The sequence below is a fragment of the Pseudomonas sp. 57B-090624 genome (assembly GCF_003234055.1).
In the GTDB taxonomy this organism is placed as follows: domain Bacteria; phylum Pseudomonadota; class Gammaproteobacteria; order Pseudomonadales; family Pseudomonadaceae; genus Metapseudomonas; species Metapseudomonas tohonis.
In genome coordinates this window covers 23,162-42,206 of record NZ_QKRU01000007.1, presented here as the reverse complement: position 1 = coordinate 42,206, position 19,045 = coordinate 23,162, and the positions used below count along the sequence as shown (strand labels likewise).

Genomic DNA, 19,045 nt, shown 5'->3' with positions numbered 1-19,045 from the left:
GCACGCGGGGCCCCACTAAAAGCCCCGCGCGGCGGACCGAGCCCGGCACCGTTGGGCCTCGCTGCGCTCGGCACCAACCTACGGTGTTCCCTTTCAGCCAGACAACACCTCATCCACCTGCAGCAGCGGGGCGATGTTGGTGTAGCGCGGGATGTCCTCGTTGATCGCCTGGCCGTTCTTGCGCAGCGTCGCCTGCAGGCTGTCGATGGACCTGATCCAGATGTTGGCCATGCACAGGAAGGCCGCGGCCGAGCCATCGCCGGAAGCGAGCCCCTTGCGCACTTCGACCCTGACCAGGTTGTCCCCCAGCATCTCGCTCACCATGGGGATGTGCGTCTTGAGGTAGTAGTCGAAATCGAAGGTGCCGCCCTCGTTGTTCGGATAGGCCACAAACAGGCAATACATGGGAAAACTCCTTGGGTTGGCCGGCTGCACGGGCGCGCCGTGGGGCAAGTGTAGGACGCTCCCTGAGGGACGCTTGCCATCATGGGGTCGTCGTCGCGGATGGGCATGTGAGCGGCGCCCGCGCCGGGCGCCGCCCCTCGGTTTCAGCCCTGCGGCTTGAGGCTCGCCCAGTCCACCTGCAGCGGGAAGTTCTCCGCCTTGGCCACCGGCAGCCCGGGGGAGACCAAAAAGCCCTGCATGATCGAGCAGCCATGGTCGATCAGCCAGTCGCGCTGTGCCAGGGTCTCCACCCCTTCGGCGATGACCTCCAGGCCCAGGTGGCTGCCCAGGTCGATGATGGTGCTGACCACGGCGGCATCGCGCGGCGACTCCAGCATGTTGGAGATGAACAGCCGGTCGATCTTCAGCGTGTCCAGCTCGAAGTGGCGCAGGTAGGCGAGCGACGAATAGCCCGTGCCGAAGTCGTCGATGGCGATGCGCACGCCCAGCTCGCGCAGCTGGCGCAACTGCTCGCGGGTGTTGTCCAGGTCCTGCATCAGCGCGCTCTCGGTGACCTCCACCTCGATCTGCGACGGCTTCAGCCCGTGCGTCGCCAGCACCTCGCGCAGGGCGTCCACCAGGGTCGGCATGCCGAACTGCACCGGGCTGAAGTTGATGCTGATCACCAGGTCCTCGCCGAAACGCTCGCGCCACTGGGTGCACTGGTTGACCCCCTGCTCGAGGATCCAGTCGCCCAGGCGGTTGATCAGCCGGGTCTCCTCCAGCAGCGGGATGAACACGTTCGGCGCGACCGTGCCGGCGACCCGGTGCTCCCAGCGCAGCAGCGCCTCGAAGCCGCGCAGGCGGCCGCTGTCGAGGTAGATCTGCGGCTGGTAGACGAGCACGAAATCATCCTGCTCGATGGCGTTGCGCAGGCTTTCCTCCAGCATCAGCCGCGAACGGGCGCGGCCATTCATCTCCGGGGAGAAGAAGCGGTACTGCTGGCGCCCGGCGCGCTTGGCCTCGTACATGGCGATGTCCGCGGCGCGCAGCAGGCCGTCCACTGTCTGCCCGCACTCGGGGAAGCAGGCGATGCCGACGCTGGCGCCGAGGGTGATGTCGATGCCGTCGATGCGGTAGCGCACCGAGACCAGCTCGATCAGCTTCTCGGCCACCCGCGCAGCGTCCTCCGGGTGCTCCAGGGAGTCGATCAGCGCGGTGAATTCGTCGCCCCCCATGCGCGCGAGGATGTCGTAGGGCCGCAGGCAGGTCTTGAGCTGCTCGGAGACGCGCCGCAGCACCTGGTCGCCGGCATCGTGGCCGAGGGAGTCGTTGATGCGCTTGAAGCCGTCGAGGTCCAGATAGAGCACCGCCATGCGCTTGCCACTGCGCTCGATGCGCGCCAGGGCGGCGTCCAGTGCCTGGTGGAAACCGCGCCGGTTGAGCAGGCCGGTGAGCGCGTCGGTGATGGCCTGGGATTCCAGCTGCGCGTGCAGCTGGCGCACGGTGGACATGTCCAGGCTGATCACCACCATCGAGCGCTGCGCCCGTGGCAGCGGCGCGCAGGACAGCGCCACCGGCAAGGTGCTGCCATTGAGGGTGTTGAGCACCGCGTCGTGCAGGCGATAGGGCTCGCCACGCTTCCAGTGGCGATAGAACTCGGAGAGGCGCCAGTCGCCGACGATCTCGGGGCTGGCGATCAACGAGAGGAAGCTGCCGCCCTCCAGGTCGGTGACCGAGCCCTGCAGCATCAGCGCCATGGCCGGGTTGGCGAAGTTGACGATACCGTCCTCGCCGACCACGAGGATGCCTTCGGCGGCGTTCTCCAGCACGGAGGCGTTGAAGGCGCGCGCGCTGTCCAGCTGCTGGGTCAGCTGCAGCAGGTCGCGGCGGTTGCGCTCGTGCTCCAGCAGGGACTGCACCTTGTGCCGCAGCACCTGCGGGTCGAAGGGCTTGAGGATGAAGTCCACCGCGCCGCTGGCGTAGCCGCGCAGCACGGCCTCCTGGGTGTGGGCGATGGCGGAGATGAAGATGATCGGGGTGTAGCGCGTGTGCGGGCTGCCGCGCATCAGCCGGGCGACCTCGAAGCCGTCCATCTTCGGCATCTGCACGTCGAGCAGCACCAGCCCCACCTGCTCCTCCAGCAGCACCTGCAGGGCCGCCTCGCCGGAATCGACGGTGCGCACGTCCCAGGTGGAGTCTTCCAGCACCGCTTCCATGGCGGCCAGGTTCTCGTGGCGGTCGTCGACCACCAGGAGGATGTTCTCGGGCCCCTTGAGCTTAGGCAGTGGCTGCGTCATTGCCGCCTCCGGATACGTCCAGCCAGCGATGGAGCAGGTCGATCAGTTCCTGGCGGCTCACTGGCTTGGCCAGGTAGTCGTCGGCGCCTGCGGTAATGCATTTTTCCCGGTCACCCTTCATCGCATGGGCCGTGAGCGCGATGATCGGGATGTTGCAGCCGTGCTCGTCCTTGAGCAGGCGGGTTGCGGTATATCCGTCCATGTTGGGCATCGCCATATCCATCAGAATCAGGTCGAAGGGTTCACGCTGGTAACACTCGATGGCCTCCAGGCCATCCCGCGCGGCGCTGACTTCGAGGCCGACCTCGTCCAGCAGCGCACTGAGCGCATAGATATTGCGTACGTCGTCATCCACCAGCAGCACCCGCAGGCCTTGCAGCGAAGTGCGCCCCGCGCTGCCCGGCGCCTCACCGGCCAGGGCACGCACGCTGCCGAGGAATCCCTGGACCGCCGAACCGAGCTCCTGGAGGTCGTCACCCGACTTGCGCACCACCACCGCCGAATAGCGGCGCAGGCGCTGCAGGCTCTGCAGGGTGACGTCCACCCCAGTGTTGATCACCACACGCGAGTCGGCCAGCGGACGCTGTCGATCGAGGCTGTCGAGCAGGTCGAAACCGTCCTGGTCGGGCAGGTTCAGGTCCACCACCAGCGCGGAGAAATGCCCGTCCGCATAGGCTTGGCGCGCCCCCTCGGCGCTGCTGGTGGCGGTCACGGAGAAGCCCAGCTCCTCCAGGTGGTCGCGGTAGTGATCACGTTCGATGGCGACGTCCTCCACCAGCAGCAGGCGATGTGGGTCCGGCGGCGCGCTGGCCTCCAGGTCGTCGAAGACCCGCTCCAGGTCCTCGCGTCCGATGGGTTTGACCAGGTAACGGGTGGAATCGTCCAACCAATCGGTCGGCTGCGGTACGCAGGAGATGATGTGCACCGGCGTGGTGCGGTGCAGAGGCTGGCTACGCAGGCGGCGGAAGATCTGCCAGCCGCTGACATCGGGCAGGAGGATGTCGAGGATCACCGCCGCGAAGCGCTCCTGCTGCAACAGGGTGACGGCCTGGCGACCGCTGCCGCAGAGCACCGTGGCGTAGCCGTGCCCCTGGGCGGCCTCGGCGATGACGCTGGCGAAGCCGTCGTCGTCCTCGACGATGAGCACCGCCGGCCCCTCGCCAGCGCGCACCGGCCCGTGCTCGCCGGGGGCGTCCTTCTCCACCTCGATGGCGACCGCCACCGGCAGCTCGACGATGAAGCTCGAGCCCTGCCCCGGCTGGCTGACGATGCGGATCTCGCCATCGAGTGCGAGCACCAGCTGGCGGGTGATGGCCAGGCCCAGGCCGGTGCCGCCGAAGCGCCGGCTGGTGGAACCGTCGATCTGCTGGAAAGCCTGGAAGATGCGTTCGTGCTGTTCGGGCGGGATGCCGATACCGGTGTCGCGCACCGTGAAGCGGATGATCTCGCGGCCATCGCCGTCCGTCCTGTCGACCAGGCCGATGCTGAGTTCGACCTCGCCCTGCTCGGTGAACTTGAGGGCGTTGGACAGCAGGTTGCGCAGGATCTGGTGCAGGCGCACCCGGTCGCTGTGGATGACCCGCGGCACGCCCGCCTCCACCTGGGTGATCAGGCGCAGGGCCTTGATCTCGGCCATCGGCCGCAGGCTGGCGTCCAGCTCCACCAGCATGTCCTGGACGTTGAGCGGCTCCAGCTTGAGCTGCATGCGCCCGGCCTCGACCTTGGCCAGGTCGAGCACGTCGTTGATCAGTTGCAGCAGGTCGCTGCCGGCGCGGTGGACGATATCGGCGTGGCGGGACTGTTTTTCGGTGAGGTTGCCGGCGGCGTTCTGGCGCAACTGGTCGCTGAGGATGAGGATGCTGTTGAGCGGCGTGCGCAGCTCGTGGGACATGTTGGCGAGGAACTCGGACTTGTAGCGGTTGGCCAGTATCAGTTGCTCCGCCTGGTCACGCAGGCGCTGCTCGGCGGCCTTGCGCTCGCTGATGTCGATGACCACCGCCTGCACCCAGGTCTCGCGGCCACTGCGGATCGGCGACAGGCCGACCTCCAGTGGGATCATGCGGCCGTCGCGGTGCTGGCCGAACAGCTCGCGGTTGTTGCCCATGCGGCGTGGCTCGGGATTGCGCTGGAAGCCTTCGCGCAGCCCTACGTGGGCCTCGCGCAGGGCCTCGGGCAGCAGGCGTTCGACGGTGGCACCGAGCAGCTCCTGGCGGCTGTAGCCGAACATGTGCTCGGCCTGGCGGTTGACCATGACGATGCTGCCGCGCAGGTCCACCAGGATGATGGCGTTGGGCGAGGCCTCCACCACCAGGCGGAAACGCTCCTCGGCGGTGCGGCGCGCCTGCAGGTCCACCAGGTTGATCAGGTAGCGCGTGCCGTCGCGCTGCTGCAGCGAGGTCAGGCTCAGGGCCACCAGCCCCTGGCTGCCATCGTCGCGCTGGGTGACGAACTCGGCGGCACCATCGCCATCGCCCTCTCCCCGCAGGCGCTCATCGTCGAGCGTCTCCAGGCGCGGCAGGAAGCGACGCACGCGCTGCCCGGACAGCAGCTCCGACTCGCAGCCGAGCAGTTCGCCGGCGCTGCGGTTGGCCATTTCGATGCGCCCCTGCATGTCGCACAGCAGGGTCGCCACCGGCAGGCGCTCCACCAGGATGCGCAAGCGCTCCTCCCGCTCGCGCAGGAGTCCCGACGCCTGGTCGCTGGCGCTCAGCTCACGCTCGCGCAGGTAGAGATAGCCCCCCACCAGCAGGGACAGCAGCATCACGGCGGCGAGCCCTGTCCACAGGCTGTAGCTGAGCCGGCCGTCGACCAGCAGCGCCTCGTATTCGGGGGTGCTGCTCAGGGTCATCATCCAGGTGCGGCCGAACAACCGGAGCTGGCGCCGTTCCTCGAAACGCGGTGGCGGGCCGCGGTCGTCGGCCGCCGCGAGCAGGGGAACCTGGGCCTCGAGGTCGCTGAGGCCGACGCGATACAGGCGTCCCCGGCTCCCGAGGATGCCTTCCATCAGGTCGTGCAGGCGGAAGGCACCGGCCACCGCGCCGATGAAGGCTTCACGCCGCTCCTCGACCGTGGTGGCCGGCGCATCGGGACGGTACACCGGCATGTAGAGCAATACGCCGCTCTGCTGGTCCTGTTCGGTTTCCTGCTTCAGCCGCAGCGGGCCGCTGAGGCGCGCCTCGCCACTCTCCCGGGCCGACTGGATGGCCTGGGCACGCACCGGCTCGCTGAGCATGTCGAAGCCCAGGGTGCGGCGGTTGCGCCAGTCCAGCGGGCTGGTGTAGTCGACGATCAGGTACTCCTCGCGCGGGCCGGGCGGGAAGACGCGGAAGTCGCGGCGGCCATCGGCCTGGGTGGAGCCGACGTAGTCATTGAGCTCGTCGCGCCTGAGGAAGCGACTCCAGGCCAGGGCCTGGATGCCGGGGTAGCGGTCCTGGAGGTGCAGCTGGTCGGCCGCCTTGGCCCACTCGTCCGGTTGGACGTCGGAGCTGCCCACCAGCAGGCCGGACATCCCCCGCAGCACCATTTCGTAGGCGCTCATGCGGGTCGCGAGGCGCTCGGCGATCTCTTCGCTTTCCAGGCTGAAACGCCGCTGGTACTCCGCCTGGTGGCTGCTTTCGAGGGACAGCCATTGCCACAGCACCAGGCCCCCGAGCCCCACCAGCAACGCCAGGGCCACAGCCAGGGGCAGCCAGGGTTTCCTCGCGGCGGTGCCGGTTCGCTCGTCCATGCATGCTCCTGTCCGTTCCTTCTCCGGAGGCGCACTTTTCCAGAGCCTCCGACCGGCCAAACGGGGCGCGTGAGGCGCCCTGTTTCGGCAGTCTAGTCAGGAATCTGCAGCATGGCCTTGCGCCAGCAGGGATACGACGGACGGCAAGAAACGACAAGGCCCCCGAACGGGGGCCCTGCACGCGAGCGGTGGATCAGTAGCCCTGTTGCTGGGGCACCTGGGCGTTGGGCAGCGGGGTCAGCTTGATTTCCACGCGGCGGTTCTGCGAACGGCCGGCCTCGGTGGCGTTGCTCGCCACCGGCTGGTCCGGTCCCATGCCGCGCGAGCTCAGCCGCGCACCGTTGACGCCCTGGGCCATCAGGTAGTTGGCCACACTCTGCGCGCGCAACTGCGAGAGGTTGACGTTGTACTGGTGGCTACCGGTGCTGTCGGTGTGGCCGACGATCTCGATGCTGTTCTGGTCGTACTGCTTGAAGGAGTTGGCCAGGTTGTTCAGCGGGGTATAGAAGTTGCTGGCGATGTCCGCCGAGTTGGTGGCGAAGGTGATGTTGCCGGGCATCACCAGGTTGATGTTGTCGCCCTGGCGCTGCACCTGCACGCCGGTGCCTTCCATGCTGCGGCGCAGCTCCGCTTCCTGCCGGTCGACATAGTAGCCGTAGCCCGCACCGGCGGCGCCGGCCACGGCCGCACCGATCAGCGCACCCTTGCCACGCTTGTCATGGTTGATCGCGGCGCCGGCGACGGCGCCGGCCAACGCGCCCAGGCCGCCGTAGGTGGCTGTCTTGCTCATGCCCTGACGGGGCGCCTGGCTCTGGTTCTCGTAGGGGTTCTGCGAAGCACAGCCTGACAGCAAGGCGACGGCGGTAGCGGCGATGATCAGGCGACGCGTGGTGAACATGGACTTTCTACTCCTGAATGCTCGTCAGTCCCGGTGGACTGACGAGGATTAGAGCATGGCCCATTGTGGAAATTCCGTGGCCTCAGGCACGGATGAACGGGTTTTCGCGCATCTCGTCGCCCAGGCGGGTATCGGGGCCATGGCCGGTGACCACCGTGGCCTCCTCGTCCAGGCTGTACAGCCGCTGGCGGATGGAACGTTCGATGGTGGCGTAGTCGCCGCCCCACAGGTCGGTGCGGCCGATGCCACGGCGGAACAGGGTGTCGCCGGCGATCAGCAGGCGCGCCTCGGGGAACCAGAAGCTCATCGAGCCCGGCGTGTGCCCGGGGGTGTGCAGGGCGACGCCGCAGCCGCAGGCCAGCTCCTCGTCGTCGGCCAGCCACTGGTCGGGGGCCGGCACCGGCTTGTAGGGGACGCCGAACATGCGGCACTGCATCTCCAGGTTGTCCCAGAGGAACTGGTCTTCCTTGTGCAGGTGCAGGGTGGCGCCGGTGGCCTTCTTCAGCTCGCCGGAGGCGAGGAAGTGATCCAGGTGCGCGTGGGTGTGGATGATGCTGACCAGCTTCAGGCCGTGGGCCTCCAGCCGCGCGATGATCTGCTCGTGGTTGCCGCCCGGGTCGACCACGATGGCCTTCTTGCTGATGGGGTCGCCGATCATAATCCGCATGTAGCAGCGTTGACACCAATATCCGCATGTATGACGATGTGGACAGAACCGACTGGCACGAATGGCACTCATGTCGCGCAATCAGAAAAAGAGAAAAACCGGGCAAGACCGTTATGACTCAAAAGCACGGCGCGTTCTTATCCCTCAGTTTCGTTTGTTAAAAGTTCAATTTCTCGAATCCCATGCTGAGGCAGCTCCTCTTGGCCGGCATCTGCTTGATTATAAAATTTCAGAGAATGATGACGGATACTACCCAAACTTCCCAGTAATTATTCAAGGCAATGGTGAACCCTGGAGAATAGCGAACCTCTACTTAACCACTAAACTTCAGCGCGAAAGTGGCTATGAGTCTAGAACTTTCAGAAGCATTGCAGACCACCTTCTCGACTACCTACGCTTTCTAGAAGATGAAAACCTGGACTACCTTCACCTCCCCAAGAATAATCGCCTGAAAGTCACCTTCCGCTACAAGAAGCACCTAATAGAATTGCGCGACAACAGCGAGCTATCTTCAAGCACAGCGAGCGCTCGAATAAATGCGGTAGTGAATTTTTACCGTGGAATAATAGATTGGGGCCTGATCAACGAAGAGGAACTTGAAAATGAACCTTTTGAGGAGATCCTTAAGCAAATTAGCATAACCTCTAAATTTGGCACAGAAAATACAGTAAAAATTAAATCTCACAACCTCGCCATCAAAACATCGAAGGGGCAGATTCAGTCCGAGTACATCAATGATGGAGGACTATTGCGCCCGCTCACTGTGACCGATCAAGTGATCGTGTTAGAAGCACTGCTAAAGTCGTCTCGTGAGTATCAGCTAATGTTTTATTTCGCTCTATTCACAGGCGCCCGTATTCAGACTGTAGGAACCTTACGAGTCAAGCACCTTCACGGAAAGCTCGATGGAAATGGGTATCTGCGACTTCCAATCGGAGCTGGAACGCTCATTGACACTAAGCGCGGAAGACAAATGACGCTGCTTGTGCCGGGCTGGCTCGTGAAAGATATGTTGATTTATAGCCGTAGCGCCGAAGCCATAAAGCGGCGCAAGCGTTCATTTTACAACGACACAGAAGATAATTATTTATTCCTGAGTAAAAACGGCACCCCTTATTACACCAGCAAAAAGGAGTTGTTTGACAGGCGCGACACAAGCGTAAGCAGGAATACACATATCAAAGATCGCGCACAGCAGATGTCAATTCAAGATGGTGCTGCTCTGCGCCAGCATATCCGAGAAATACTATCTCCGCGAATACACATTGATAACCCTGACTTCCAAGATTTCTCATTCCATGATCTGCGTGCCACATTTGGCATGAATTTGCTGGAAAGCCAGTTACAGCAAATTGGAGATAAATCCGTTACTACTGCATTGGACTATGTGCAGCAACGCATGGGCCACCGAGACAAGACAACGACATTGCAGTACCTAAACTATAAGTCTCGCCTGGAGTGGAAGACCCACATCCAAAACGAGTTTGAAACAAAACTGTTCGCCCACATTAACAGCCCGTCCTCTTGAAAGCGCCAATGGACCAGAACTTTACGTGTCGCCCTATCGTAATAGTTGATCATAACGATTGCGATTTCGAAGTACTTCATCCCCAATCGATTATTATCGCCGGCGACAATATTGCAACCAATGGCAAACGCTATCTTGACTTCGGCTCACTATGTTATGTGCGCCGCAAAGATCGAGCAAGCAAAAATAGATATAGCAACTATGACGGCGTCAAAGTTGATCAGACCTCGCTAGACATTAATCGCCTCTCCGTCGTGAGCAAGATTATAGAGCTTGCCAGATTCAAACAAAGCTTCGCATCGGCAATTGGATTACATGCAACCTCAAAATGCTTTTTTGACTGGATGGATGCGCAAAAACAAAAATACTCCATTAATCAAGCTGAATCCATTAATGAAGCCTATATCGAATATACTCAACATTTACTTCATAGGGTGAACACCTCCTCCATCAGAGGTGGGGCTATTAAATTAGCCACGGCATCAAAGCTTCAAGTTGCCGCGCGTTCAGTGGTCACCTTCGCGACTGGCATGCACGACAAAGAGGTTATGGCGCTAGCCACCATTCTTCCTCAGGTACATGGTCAGGACCATGTCAATTTGAAGCAGCCTAGCGCAGATATCCAGGCCAGGACATTTGCAACGCTGGTTAACTTTGTGGAAGAAGCTCATCGCATATTAGTAAATGGCGGTGATTTTCCGATGCGCCTAGTTTCACCAGGCAGCGAACCTTACTATCTATACAGCCTACATCAAGGATCAGAAAAGACCAATAACGCAAAATTCAGCGTTCTTCGCCTGCTCGATGAGACCCCGCAATTTCCAACATGGGAAGAAGTGCAAAATCACTATAATATTTCTGGACCAAGGTGGAAAAACTTTCATCAACAATCAAACTATGAAAGTTTAAAAAGAAGACATGTAGAAAGTATTACAGATCTAAGATCCGATCTGAGGTTGCAGATAGCGAACCATGCTATGACTGCCGGAATGCTAGCATTCATTGCTGCAACAGGCTGCAATCTAAGTGTTGCACAGAACCTTGATGTTAATAATTCGGAAATCGTACCAAGCACACAAGGTCAAAGATTTTACGGCACCAAGCCTAGAGCGGACGGAAAATCAGTCACCCCGGAATTCGGGGCGCGATTCATCCCAATATTCGAGAAGATTCTTGAGTTGCGGAAATGGATTTTAAATGGCAAAGCATGCCACCTTGTGTTCCCAATTTCACCCAAAAGAACGGACACCATTGGTTATATAGGAACTAGCGCTTTCCAGACACTTAGAGCAGTATTTAAAAAATACCACCCCAACATTACTTGGGTGCCAGCCGTCCAGTGGAGAAAAAATTTAAGTTACCAATACATTAGCAGTAGCGGTGGCGATACTGCCTTGACGGCAGAAAAACTGGGTAATACCGAGAAAACCTTGCGGAAGAATTACTCCAGACCAGCACTTGAAGATTTTGCCAGTCAAATGGCCGAACTCTTTGAAGCAATTCACTTGGCGGCAGTAGCCCGCACACGCAATTTAGATCTTATTCCCGTGCATATTACGGCTGAAAAACGACTTGATGCGGTTACGGGCATTGGCAGTTGTGAGAAAGGGTCTGCGACTGAGCCGCGGCGGGCCCCTGGCTTCACAGATCAGGCGCCACAGCCATCTTGCCGTGACCCCGAAACATGCTTGTTTTGTGATTTCTACGCAGTCCATGCAGATGAAGAAGATATACGCCGATTAATATCGCTGCGCTATCTCGTTCAAACTGCGAAATCTCAGCTTGACCATGAACATTGGGAAAATAAATTTGGCCCGACCATTCATCGGATCGAAGAAATCTTAACAGCCATTAATGACACAGACACGACTTTAGAAGAAACCATCAGCCGCGTACGCAATGAAGTCGAATCTGGATTACTTGACCCTTTTTGGGCAATACACTTTGACACATTGGTTTATGTAGGAGCGGTCACTTGAACATCATTTCTAACCTCACGTTCAGCGAAGGGGAAGAAAACCGACTCCCGGACAGCTATACCCATCTCTCATCTTATCTTTCTCCCGATGATGATTTTGTGGTGTCGCGCGGACTAGATGGCTCAGTTGTTTCGCGCTTTAGCCACGACACCTGGGATGTCCGCATGTATGACGCCAAAAATAAATGCGTCTATAACTTTTCATCATGGTGCCCATCACCAACCAGTGATCTGGCGCAAAGCATTAAGCGCGAATTGAAGATAATGCAACTTGCGCGCCTTTATCTGGCTGGAAAGCCTCGAAAAGTTAACTCCGTCAGGATGATGTACCCGCGAAAGCTGGCAAAACTCGCATTTAACAACAAAGCATCCCTCACCGAACTATTCAACAATTCCGCACATCACGCCTCTATCTTATCAAGCTTCTCCACGCTTTCGCCTGCTACAATGAAGTTAATGCTGGCTGTAATAAGAGAGTTATTTGAAATACGAGCCAAGCATCCAGATTTCGAAATTGCCCCGGCCAACTACGGGCTCATAACTTGCCTGGAGGAAATCTACAACAAATTCCCCAAGGCAAAATTAGATGAACCACAACAAACCAAGCTTATTCCCTCAAGAATATATGGAGAGCTTATTTGCGCCTTAGGCACCATGCTAGATATTTTCAATTGTCATTCCGCCAGAATATGCTCATTATATGAGCAGCGTATTGGCAATCCGCAATATGGAGTTCCGCAAGCACATCACAATAGAAGCAAGGAAACTATTCCCTGGTCAGACGCAATAAGCCAGCATGGACTTACATCGCTATTAGAACAGTTATCCATCACAAATTGGCGACTACTAAACTTCTATCTTGGAAAGATACAAGCCGCCGCCAAATATTGGATTCATTTATTTTCTGGCATGCGAGACAACGAAGCAAACTTTTTACCTGCCGATTCTTACACGTCAATTGATACAGGCGATGTCTCCTTCCAGATTTTGCAGGGTTACACGTCAAAGTTCTCCGCTCAAAACCACACCGCAACTTTTTGGGTTACGCACAATATTGTAGAAAAAGGTATCAATGCAGCCAGTGCTGTCGGCAGAATAGCAGCATTAAAATGTGGATGGGACGACACGAATAAAAGGCAGTTTCCTCTTTTCCCAGGAAAAGTTGCTAGAAAGGAAGGCAGCGGATCCGCAAATAAACACACCTGGCACTTTGAGTGTGCTCCAACAGCCGGAAGTATCCCTGATTCAACCCAACGTGAACTGCTTGCAGGCATTCCTGCCCTATGTGTACGGGAGGAAGATATTTGCGAATTAGAGAGGTTCGACGGGTTCCGCAACTGGCGCGACGATCCTACTATAAAAATTGGCGAGCCGTGGCCACTAGCAACTCACCAATGCCGTCGCTCGCTTGCAGTTTACGGAGCTCGCTCAGGTCTGCTTTCACTCGGAGCAAGTGCGCTGCAATTTAAACAACTAACAGAAGCAATGGCCTCGTATTATCGAAAAGACAGCATCTTTGCTGTTAATTTTCTCAATACGGATGATGCACAGAACTGGATGGATGAACTGGAGCACGAGCGCAGGGTAGCTCAGTTTATTCAATATGAGGCAGATGTGATAAATACCACTAATCGCCTGTGGGGTGGAGAGGGAAATCGCATCCAAGTAGCGCGCGATAAAGGCCAGCCTTTGGTTATTACTACAGATAGATTATTGACTCAAAGAAAATTTTTGAAAGGTGAAATGGTCTATAAGACCGGCCCAACTGGCGGCTGTACTAACACGGATCATTGCGACAAAATCGCGTTCACTAGCATTTTTGCGTGCCTCGATTGCGATAAATCAATTCTTGATGATAACCGCAGCCTGAAGAGTATCAAGCGCGGCGTGAATAACCTGAAACGCGAGCAGGCCCTGTTTAATCCAAAGAATCCGCAGTTCAAGCAACTTGAATCAGAAATCAACGCGCTGTACGAAAAGCTCGAAAAGCGTGGACTTCGTGAAAAAATGGAGGCGATGGGATGAGTGCTCTCGAAGATTACCGCGCCGCGCTACAGCGGCTAATCGCGGACAAAACGTTCAATGTTCCCAAGGGTTCTGCGATAAATAAGGATACGGTCGCTCTGGAGGCAGGTCGAAAGCGAGGTTCGATCAAAAAGAGCCGAGAGGAACATGCACAACTTATTGCCGAGATAGAGGCTGCTGCTGCCGCTCAGAATGAGCAAGCTAAGCCGACCCCTACTCAAGAAGTCGAGAAGCATAAAGCTCTTAAAAAGGCTGCTCAGGTCAAACTTGGAAGTCTAAAAGAGGATTACGAATTGGCCCTTACCAAGATCGTTTCGCTGGAGCACGAGAACCATATTCTTAAGGGGCAAATCCAGGAGCTTACCGAGGAAATTCGGAGGAACAATAAAATCGTTAGAATTACCGAAGCAAAAAACGCTCGTAAACTACATCCTAGTAAAGAATCCTAAGGAAGGTCTGAAGTAGCTGGGTATTTCGCGTCAACTTCAGCCCTTGCCGATTTTGAAAGCGGGCAATCGTGTTGCCGCTGACCGAAAACTGACCCAGTAGGGGCTGTTCTGCCGACTGAAAACTGACCCAGGTGTTCAACTGCTTCTGCTCAATTTTTGAGCAGGAGAACACAGGGTGATCAGTATGGAAATGATGGGCAAAATCCGCCGGATGTATTTCCGCGACAAGCTGTCGCTGCATGAGATAGCCAAGCGCACCGGGTTGGCGCGCAACACGATTCGCAAGTGGGTCAGAGCACCTGAGGCCAAGCCGCCGGTCTACCAACGCCGCGCGATCTTCAACAAACTCAGCCCTTTTCACGCCACGCTGGAGCAGGCGCTAAAAGCCGATTCGCTGCGGCCCAAGCAACAGCGGCGCAGTGCCAAGGCGCTGTTGGCGCAAATCAAAGCCGAAGGTTATGACGGTGGCTACAGCCAGCTCACCGCGTTTATCCGTGCCTGGCGAGGGGGACAGGGCAAGGCGTCGCAGGCCTTTGTGCCGCTGACCTTTGCTCTTGGCGAGGCGTTTCAGTTTGACTGGAGCGAGGAAGGCTTGCTGGTCGGCGGCATTTACCGGCGTATGCAGGTGGCACATCTGAAGCTGTGTGCCAGCCGTGCGTTCTGGCTTGTGGCGTATCCGAGCCAGGGCCATGAGATGTTATTTGACGCCCATACACGCTCGTTCGGCTCCTTGGGCGGCGTGCCGCGCCGGGGCATCTACGACAACATGAAGACCGCCGTCGACAAGGTCAATAAGGGCAAAGGCCGGGCGGTGAATGCGCGCTTTGCGGTGATGTGCGCGCATTACCTGTTCGATCCGGACTTCTGCAACGTCGCCGCTGGTTGGGAAAAGGGCATCGTTGAAAAGAACGTGCAAGACAGCCGCAGGCGTATCTGGCTAGACGCCCAGGACTGCCAGTTTCACTCCTTCGAGGAACTCAATGCCTGGCTGGGCCAGCGCTGCCGCGCGCTTTGGAACGAGCTGACGCACCCTCAATACAGCGGGCTGAGTGTGGCCGAAGTGCTGGAGTTGGAGCGCGCTGAACTGATGCCTGTGCCAGCGCCATTCGACGGTTACGTCGAGCGGCCTGCGCGGGTCTCCAGCACCTGCCTGGTCAGCGTCGGGCGCAACCGCTACTCGGTGCCGTGTGAGTATGCGGGTAAGTGGGTCAGCAGCCGTTTGTATCCGACGCGAATCGAGGTGGTGGCTGACGACGCGCTGATCGCCAGCCATGTCCGCTTGCTGGATCGCGACCAGGTCAGCTATGACTGGCAGCACTACCTCCCGCTGATCGAACGCAAGCCCGGTGCGCTGCGCAACGGCGCGCCCTTTGCTGATCTGCCGGCGCCGCTGCGTCAGCTTAAGCACGGTCTGGGGCGTCATGCCGGCGGTGACCGGATCATGGCGCAAGTTCTGGCTGCCGTACCGGTCGCCGGGCTCGATGCGGTGCTGGTGGCTGTTGAGCTGGTACTGGAAAGCGGCAGCCTGAGCGCCGAACACATCCTCAATGTCGTGGCGCGCCTGGCCGCGACCGAACCACCACCCAGCGTCGAAACCCACTTGTCGCTCAAGGAAGCCCCCGTCGCTAACACGGCGCGCTACGACCGCCTGCGTGGCCAGACCGAGGAGATCGGTCATGCGTGATTTGATGGCGGAACTCAAGGAGCTGCGCCTGCACGGCATGGCCACGGCCTGGGCGGAGTTGACTGCGCAGGGTGAGTCGAACACAGCCTCGTCCAAGTGGCTGCTCGAACACCTGCTGGAACAAGAGCACACAGATCGCGCCATGCGCTCGGTGAGCCACCAGATGAACATGGCCAAGCTGCCGATGCACCGCGACCTGGCCGGCTTCGACTTCAGCGCCTCCAGCGCAGACGCTCGTTTGATCAGCGAACTGGCCAGTCTGGCCTTTACCGACACCGCGCAGAACGTGGTGCTGATCGGTGGGCCTGGCACCGGTAAAACCCACCTGGCCACTGCGCTGGCCGTGTCCGGCATCACCCGGCACGGCAAGCGCGTGCGCTTCTACTCCACGGTCGATCTGGTCAATCTGCTGGAGCGCGAAAAGCACGACGGCAAAGCCGGGCGGATCGCCCAAGCTCTGCTGCGCATGGATCTGGTCATCCTCGACGAACTGGGTTATCTGCCCTTCAGCCAGGCCGGCGGTGCGTTGCTGTTTCACCTGCTGTCCAAGCTGTACGAACACACCAGCGTGGTGATCACCACCAACCTGAGCTTCGCCGAATGGTCGAGCGTGTTCGGCGACGCCAAGATGACCACCGCCCTGCTGGATCGGCTGACCCACCACTGCCACATCGTCGAAACCGGTAACGAGTCCTATCGCCTGCAACACAGTAGCTTGGCGGCCCAGGCCAAGATCAAATCACGGGAGCGAAAGCGTAAGGGCGGCCAGGAACCGGAGGACGATGAGCCGTTCTGATTTCATGGCGACGACGGCCTGCTACATGGCTGCGTGTGGCAGGTCTTAAACAACTGAACTGGGCTAGCGAAGGAGTGGGGGCAACAGCAGCTGCGCTGGTAGACTTATCCACAGTTGCTGGTAACAAAATCAGCAATCCGCCCTGGGTCAAATTTCAATCGGCAGGGTGGGTCAATTTTCCATCAGCGCCAACACACTAAGCAACCATCAGAAAATTTTGACTGTACGCCAAAAAATTCGCATCTACCAGCATCTAAACAGGCGTTGTTGATTATCATAAAACACTGACACTGTATTATATAATCGTGCTTTTGTGTTATTTTTTTAATATTTACTGATTACGTACTTGCTTAACCACTCAGTTGCGCTAGAACTAATAGACGCGAAATTTAAATCTCTAATTTTCCAACACTTAGTAAAACCTCGTTTGCCATCCCACTACCATTGTAGGAGCAAATCAGGAGACATAAAAAATTAGCGGTAGCGTGCCCAATGTCATCAACCTAAGCTGCAGCCCTGCCCAAGGCAAGCCCCCCGAAGCAGCCAGCCGCCATGGCCGTCGGGCGATGACCAGGCCTCTGCCGCTCAATCAGGCGGTCTAGCTGGGCTGGCGGTGATGTGATCATCGTCTGTTCCGGCTGTCTAGGCGAGATTTCTCGTTCTCCGGACGAGCCTATGCCGACCGCTTGTGGCCAGCTTTTTTGCACGGAGGTTGGGCGGTGGTGTTTCTTCAGCGCGTCGGTTTGTAGCCCTCACAACCTCGGCTGGCTGCGCGTTTGCGTTGGCGCGCAAAGCTACGGCCTGAGCGTACGGCACTGAGGCTTTTAGCCATCAAGGCCAGCACATTGCTCAGCCCCTGAGCACAGTGCCGCACCAGCAGCTCGACCAGGGTATTTTTGAGCCGTGACACGCCTTGGGTGAAGTTGACTTTCCATCGCAGCTTGCGACCTTTGTGGCGCTGTTCGATGACCGGCTGTAGCAGGTGCTGCATCAACAGCGCCAGGTTCTTCAACAGTTGAGCGGCATGAAAGTCCTGCTTTACAGCGGTCACGCTGCGGCCGCTGAAGTTGTCCAGCGTCAGGGTTTGTTTGAGGCGACGGAAATCGGTTTCGATGCCCCAGCGGCGGTGGTAAAGCTCGGCAAACACCTCAGCGGGAAAGGCTTCTCGATCCAGCAGCGAGGTCAGCAATACTTCGCTTTCGCCGTTGGCCAACTCGACCCGGATCAGTCTCAGCTCGATCTGGCTGGCAGGATCAACGCCAGCCTCGGAGCAGAACAGACGTGCTTCAGGATGGTTGGCCACGAAAAGCTGTGTGTCTTCAACTTGGCCAGAGTGTAGAAACGCTTTGACCTGGGCGTTATAGCCACAGGGCAGGCGCATCAGAAAGTGCCGCTGTTGCTGCGCGAACAGCGCGAATAACCAGTGCCCAGGGTAACCACGGTCAAACAGCGTCAGGCTGTCAGCCGGCAGGTGCTCAAGGTGCAGATGGGCACAGTCGCGCTCGCCGACGGTCAGGGGCACGATCAGGCTATGCAAGGTTTGACCGTCAGCGACTTCGTAGAGTGTGGACAAGCGAGCCATGGGAAAGCCAGAGTGACTGCCAAAGAAGGTCGCCATGGTCGACTCCAGGGGTAAATGCACGGTCGAGCCATCCACCGCGAGCACCCTCAGCCCACGCCACTTCTGACGCAGCCCGAAGCAGTCAATTTGTTGCTGCAGGAGGCGATTGAGACTTTCAAATACCTCGGGGTTGAGCTTTTTGCGCGCTTTGCAGAAGGCCTGCGCAGTGACCATTTGCGTCTCAGTCGACGCCTGATTGAGTACGCGATAGAACTGATCGAGTTCGGTTTGCAGGGCCGTGCGCGGCTGATTGAGCAGGAACAGGACGAGGTTCTTGAAGGTGAGCTGGCGTCGGCGGGTAAAGTCTTGAGGATTCTGGCGGTGGGCGGCGATGAAGGCGGGACAATCGAGCGGGCTGGTTATTTTTTGTACAATTTTCAAGCCAGGGTTTGGCTGGCGGTGTCAAGCGATGCGGTATAGGTAGTCAAAAGGGCTTCTCCCATGCACTGATTTGAGCGCTAATTATATGATATTTATGGATAATTTCCAAAGTTGATGACATTGGTAGCGTGCCTGGCCCTCTAGATAAGTATTGGAGACTGTAATGAAGTTTGAAAAGTCACAGACAGCAATCGACCACCTGACTCCCGAGCAACACCGAATTACCCAGGAGGCGGGCACCGAAAGGCCCTTCACGGGCGAGTACAACGACAACAAGGAGCCTGGCATCTACGTCGACATAGTGTCGGGAGAGCCACTGTTCGCTTCGACGGACAAGTTCGATTCGGGTACTGGCTGGCCCAGCTTCACCAAGCCGATCGTTTCGGCAAACGTGAACGAGGTGCGGGACAGCGCACACGGCATGGTCCGGACGGAGGTCAGGTCAGTACACGCAGACAGTCATCTCGGCCATGTGTTCCCCGATGGTCCTTCCGACCGCGGCGGTCTGCGGTACTGCATCAACTCAGCGTCCCTTCGCTTCATCCCGCGCGACGAGATGGAGTCCGAGGGATACGGTGAATATCTCGATCAAGTAGAGGAGGCTTAA

At 58.4% G+C, this 19,045-nt stretch carries 12 protein-coding genes and 1 pseudogene; 7 read left to right on the top strand and 6 right to left on the bottom strand.

Going from position 1 to position 19,045, the window contains the following annotated elements; translation table 11 throughout:
• Nucleotides 1-93 precede the first annotated feature (93 nt).
• The 5 genes and pseudogenes from DMX10_RS04795 to DMX10_RS04775 form a co-directional block, all read right to left on the bottom strand.
• Nucleotides 94-405, bottom strand: a complete 312-nt coding sequence (locus DMX10_RS04795) for an EthD family reductase (RefSeq protein WP_111260016.1) — start codon at nucleotides 403-405, stop codon at nucleotides 94-96.
• A 143-nt stretch (nucleotides 406-548) separates the two neighbouring features.
• Nucleotides 549-2,684 carry a bifunctional diguanylate cyclase/phosphodiesterase gene (locus DMX10_RS04790; RefSeq protein ID WP_111260015.1) on the bottom strand — a complete coding sequence of 712 codons (2,136 nt, stop codon included), beginning with the start codon at nucleotides 2,682-2,684 and terminating at the stop codon, nucleotides 549-551.
• The gene (locus DMX10_RS04785; RefSeq protein WP_111260014.1) at nucleotides 2,665-6,411 is read right to left on the bottom strand and encodes a response regulator; all 3,747 of its coding nucleotides are present in this window, start codon (nucleotides 6,409-6,411) and stop codon (nucleotides 2,665-2,667) included. Before DMX10_RS04785 ends, DMX10_RS04790 begins: the two co-directional genes overlap by 20 nt.
• Before the next feature lie 193 nt (nucleotides 6,412-6,604).
• Nucleotides 6,605-7,309 (bottom strand): OmpA family protein, encoded by a 705-nt coding sequence (locus tag DMX10_RS04780; protein WP_111260013.1) that lies wholly within the window; start codon nucleotides 7,307-7,309, stop codon nucleotides 6,605-6,607.
• Nucleotides 7,310-7,391: 82 nt separating this feature from the next.
• Nucleotides 7,392-7,967: pseudogene (locus DMX10_RS04775) on the bottom strand (MBL fold metallo-hydrolase); the annotation flags it as partial.
• 79 nt (nucleotides 7,968-8,046) lie between these two features.
• On the opposite strand from DMX10_RS04775, the gene DMX10_RS04770 reads away from it, so the two are divergent.
• The 6 genes from DMX10_RS04770 to istB all read left to right on the top strand — a co-directional run bounded on the left by DMX10_RS04770 (nucleotide 8,047) and on the right by istB (nucleotide 16,436).
• Entirely contained in the window at nucleotides 8,047-9,504 is a 1,458-nt protein-coding gene (locus DMX10_RS04770; protein WP_158545574.1) for a site-specific integrase, read from the top strand.
• 8 nt (nucleotides 9,505-9,512) lie between these two features.
• Nucleotides 9,513-11,483: a hypothetical protein gene (locus tag DMX10_RS32355; protein ID WP_146602986.1), complete on the top strand. Its 1,971-nt coding sequence runs from the start codon at nucleotides 9,513-9,515 to the stop codon at nucleotides 11,481-11,483.
• A complete protein-coding gene (locus DMX10_RS32350) occupies nucleotides 11,480-13,507 on the top strand; it encodes a hypothetical protein (RefSeq protein WP_146602985.1) in 2,028 nt (675 codons plus the stop codon). Before DMX10_RS32355 ends, DMX10_RS32350 begins: the two co-directional genes overlap by 4 nt.
• Nucleotides 13,504-13,956, top strand: a complete 453-nt coding sequence (locus tag DMX10_RS04760; protein ID WP_178082916.1) for a hypothetical protein — start codon at nucleotides 13,504-13,506, stop codon at nucleotides 13,954-13,956. The genes DMX10_RS32350 and DMX10_RS04760 overlap by 4 nt, the downstream gene beginning before the upstream one ends.
• A 184-nt stretch (nucleotides 13,957-14,140) precedes the next feature.
• A complete protein-coding gene (gene istA, locus DMX10_RS04750; RefSeq protein WP_024012635.1) occupies nucleotides 14,141-15,640 on the top strand; it encodes an IS21-like element ISPst3 family transposase in 1,500 nt (499 codons plus the stop codon).
• Nucleotides 15,633-16,436 (top strand): IS21-like element ISPst3 family helper ATPase IstB, encoded by an 804-nt coding sequence (gene istB / locus DMX10_RS04745; protein ID WP_010454871.1) that lies wholly within the window; start codon nucleotides 15,633-15,635, stop codon nucleotides 16,434-16,436. The genes istA and istB overlap by 8 nt, the downstream gene beginning before the upstream one ends.
• Before the next feature lie 730 nt (nucleotides 16,437-17,166).
• Here istB and DMX10_RS04740 read toward each other — a convergent pair.
• Nucleotides 17,167-18,438, bottom strand: coding sequence for an IS4-like element ISPa1635 family transposase (locus tag DMX10_RS04740; RefSeq protein ID WP_004423958.1), 1,272 nt, complete (start codon nucleotides 18,436-18,438; stop codon nucleotides 17,167-17,169).
• A gap of 163 nt (nucleotides 18,439-18,601) precedes the next feature.
• Here DMX10_RS04740 and msrB point away from each other — a divergent pair, with 163 nt between their 5' ends.
• Complete coding sequence (gene msrB, locus DMX10_RS04735; protein ID WP_003464965.1) at nucleotides 18,602-19,045, top strand: peptide-methionine (R)-S-oxide reductase MsrB; 444 nt, start codon at nucleotides 18,602-18,604, stop codon at nucleotides 19,043-19,045.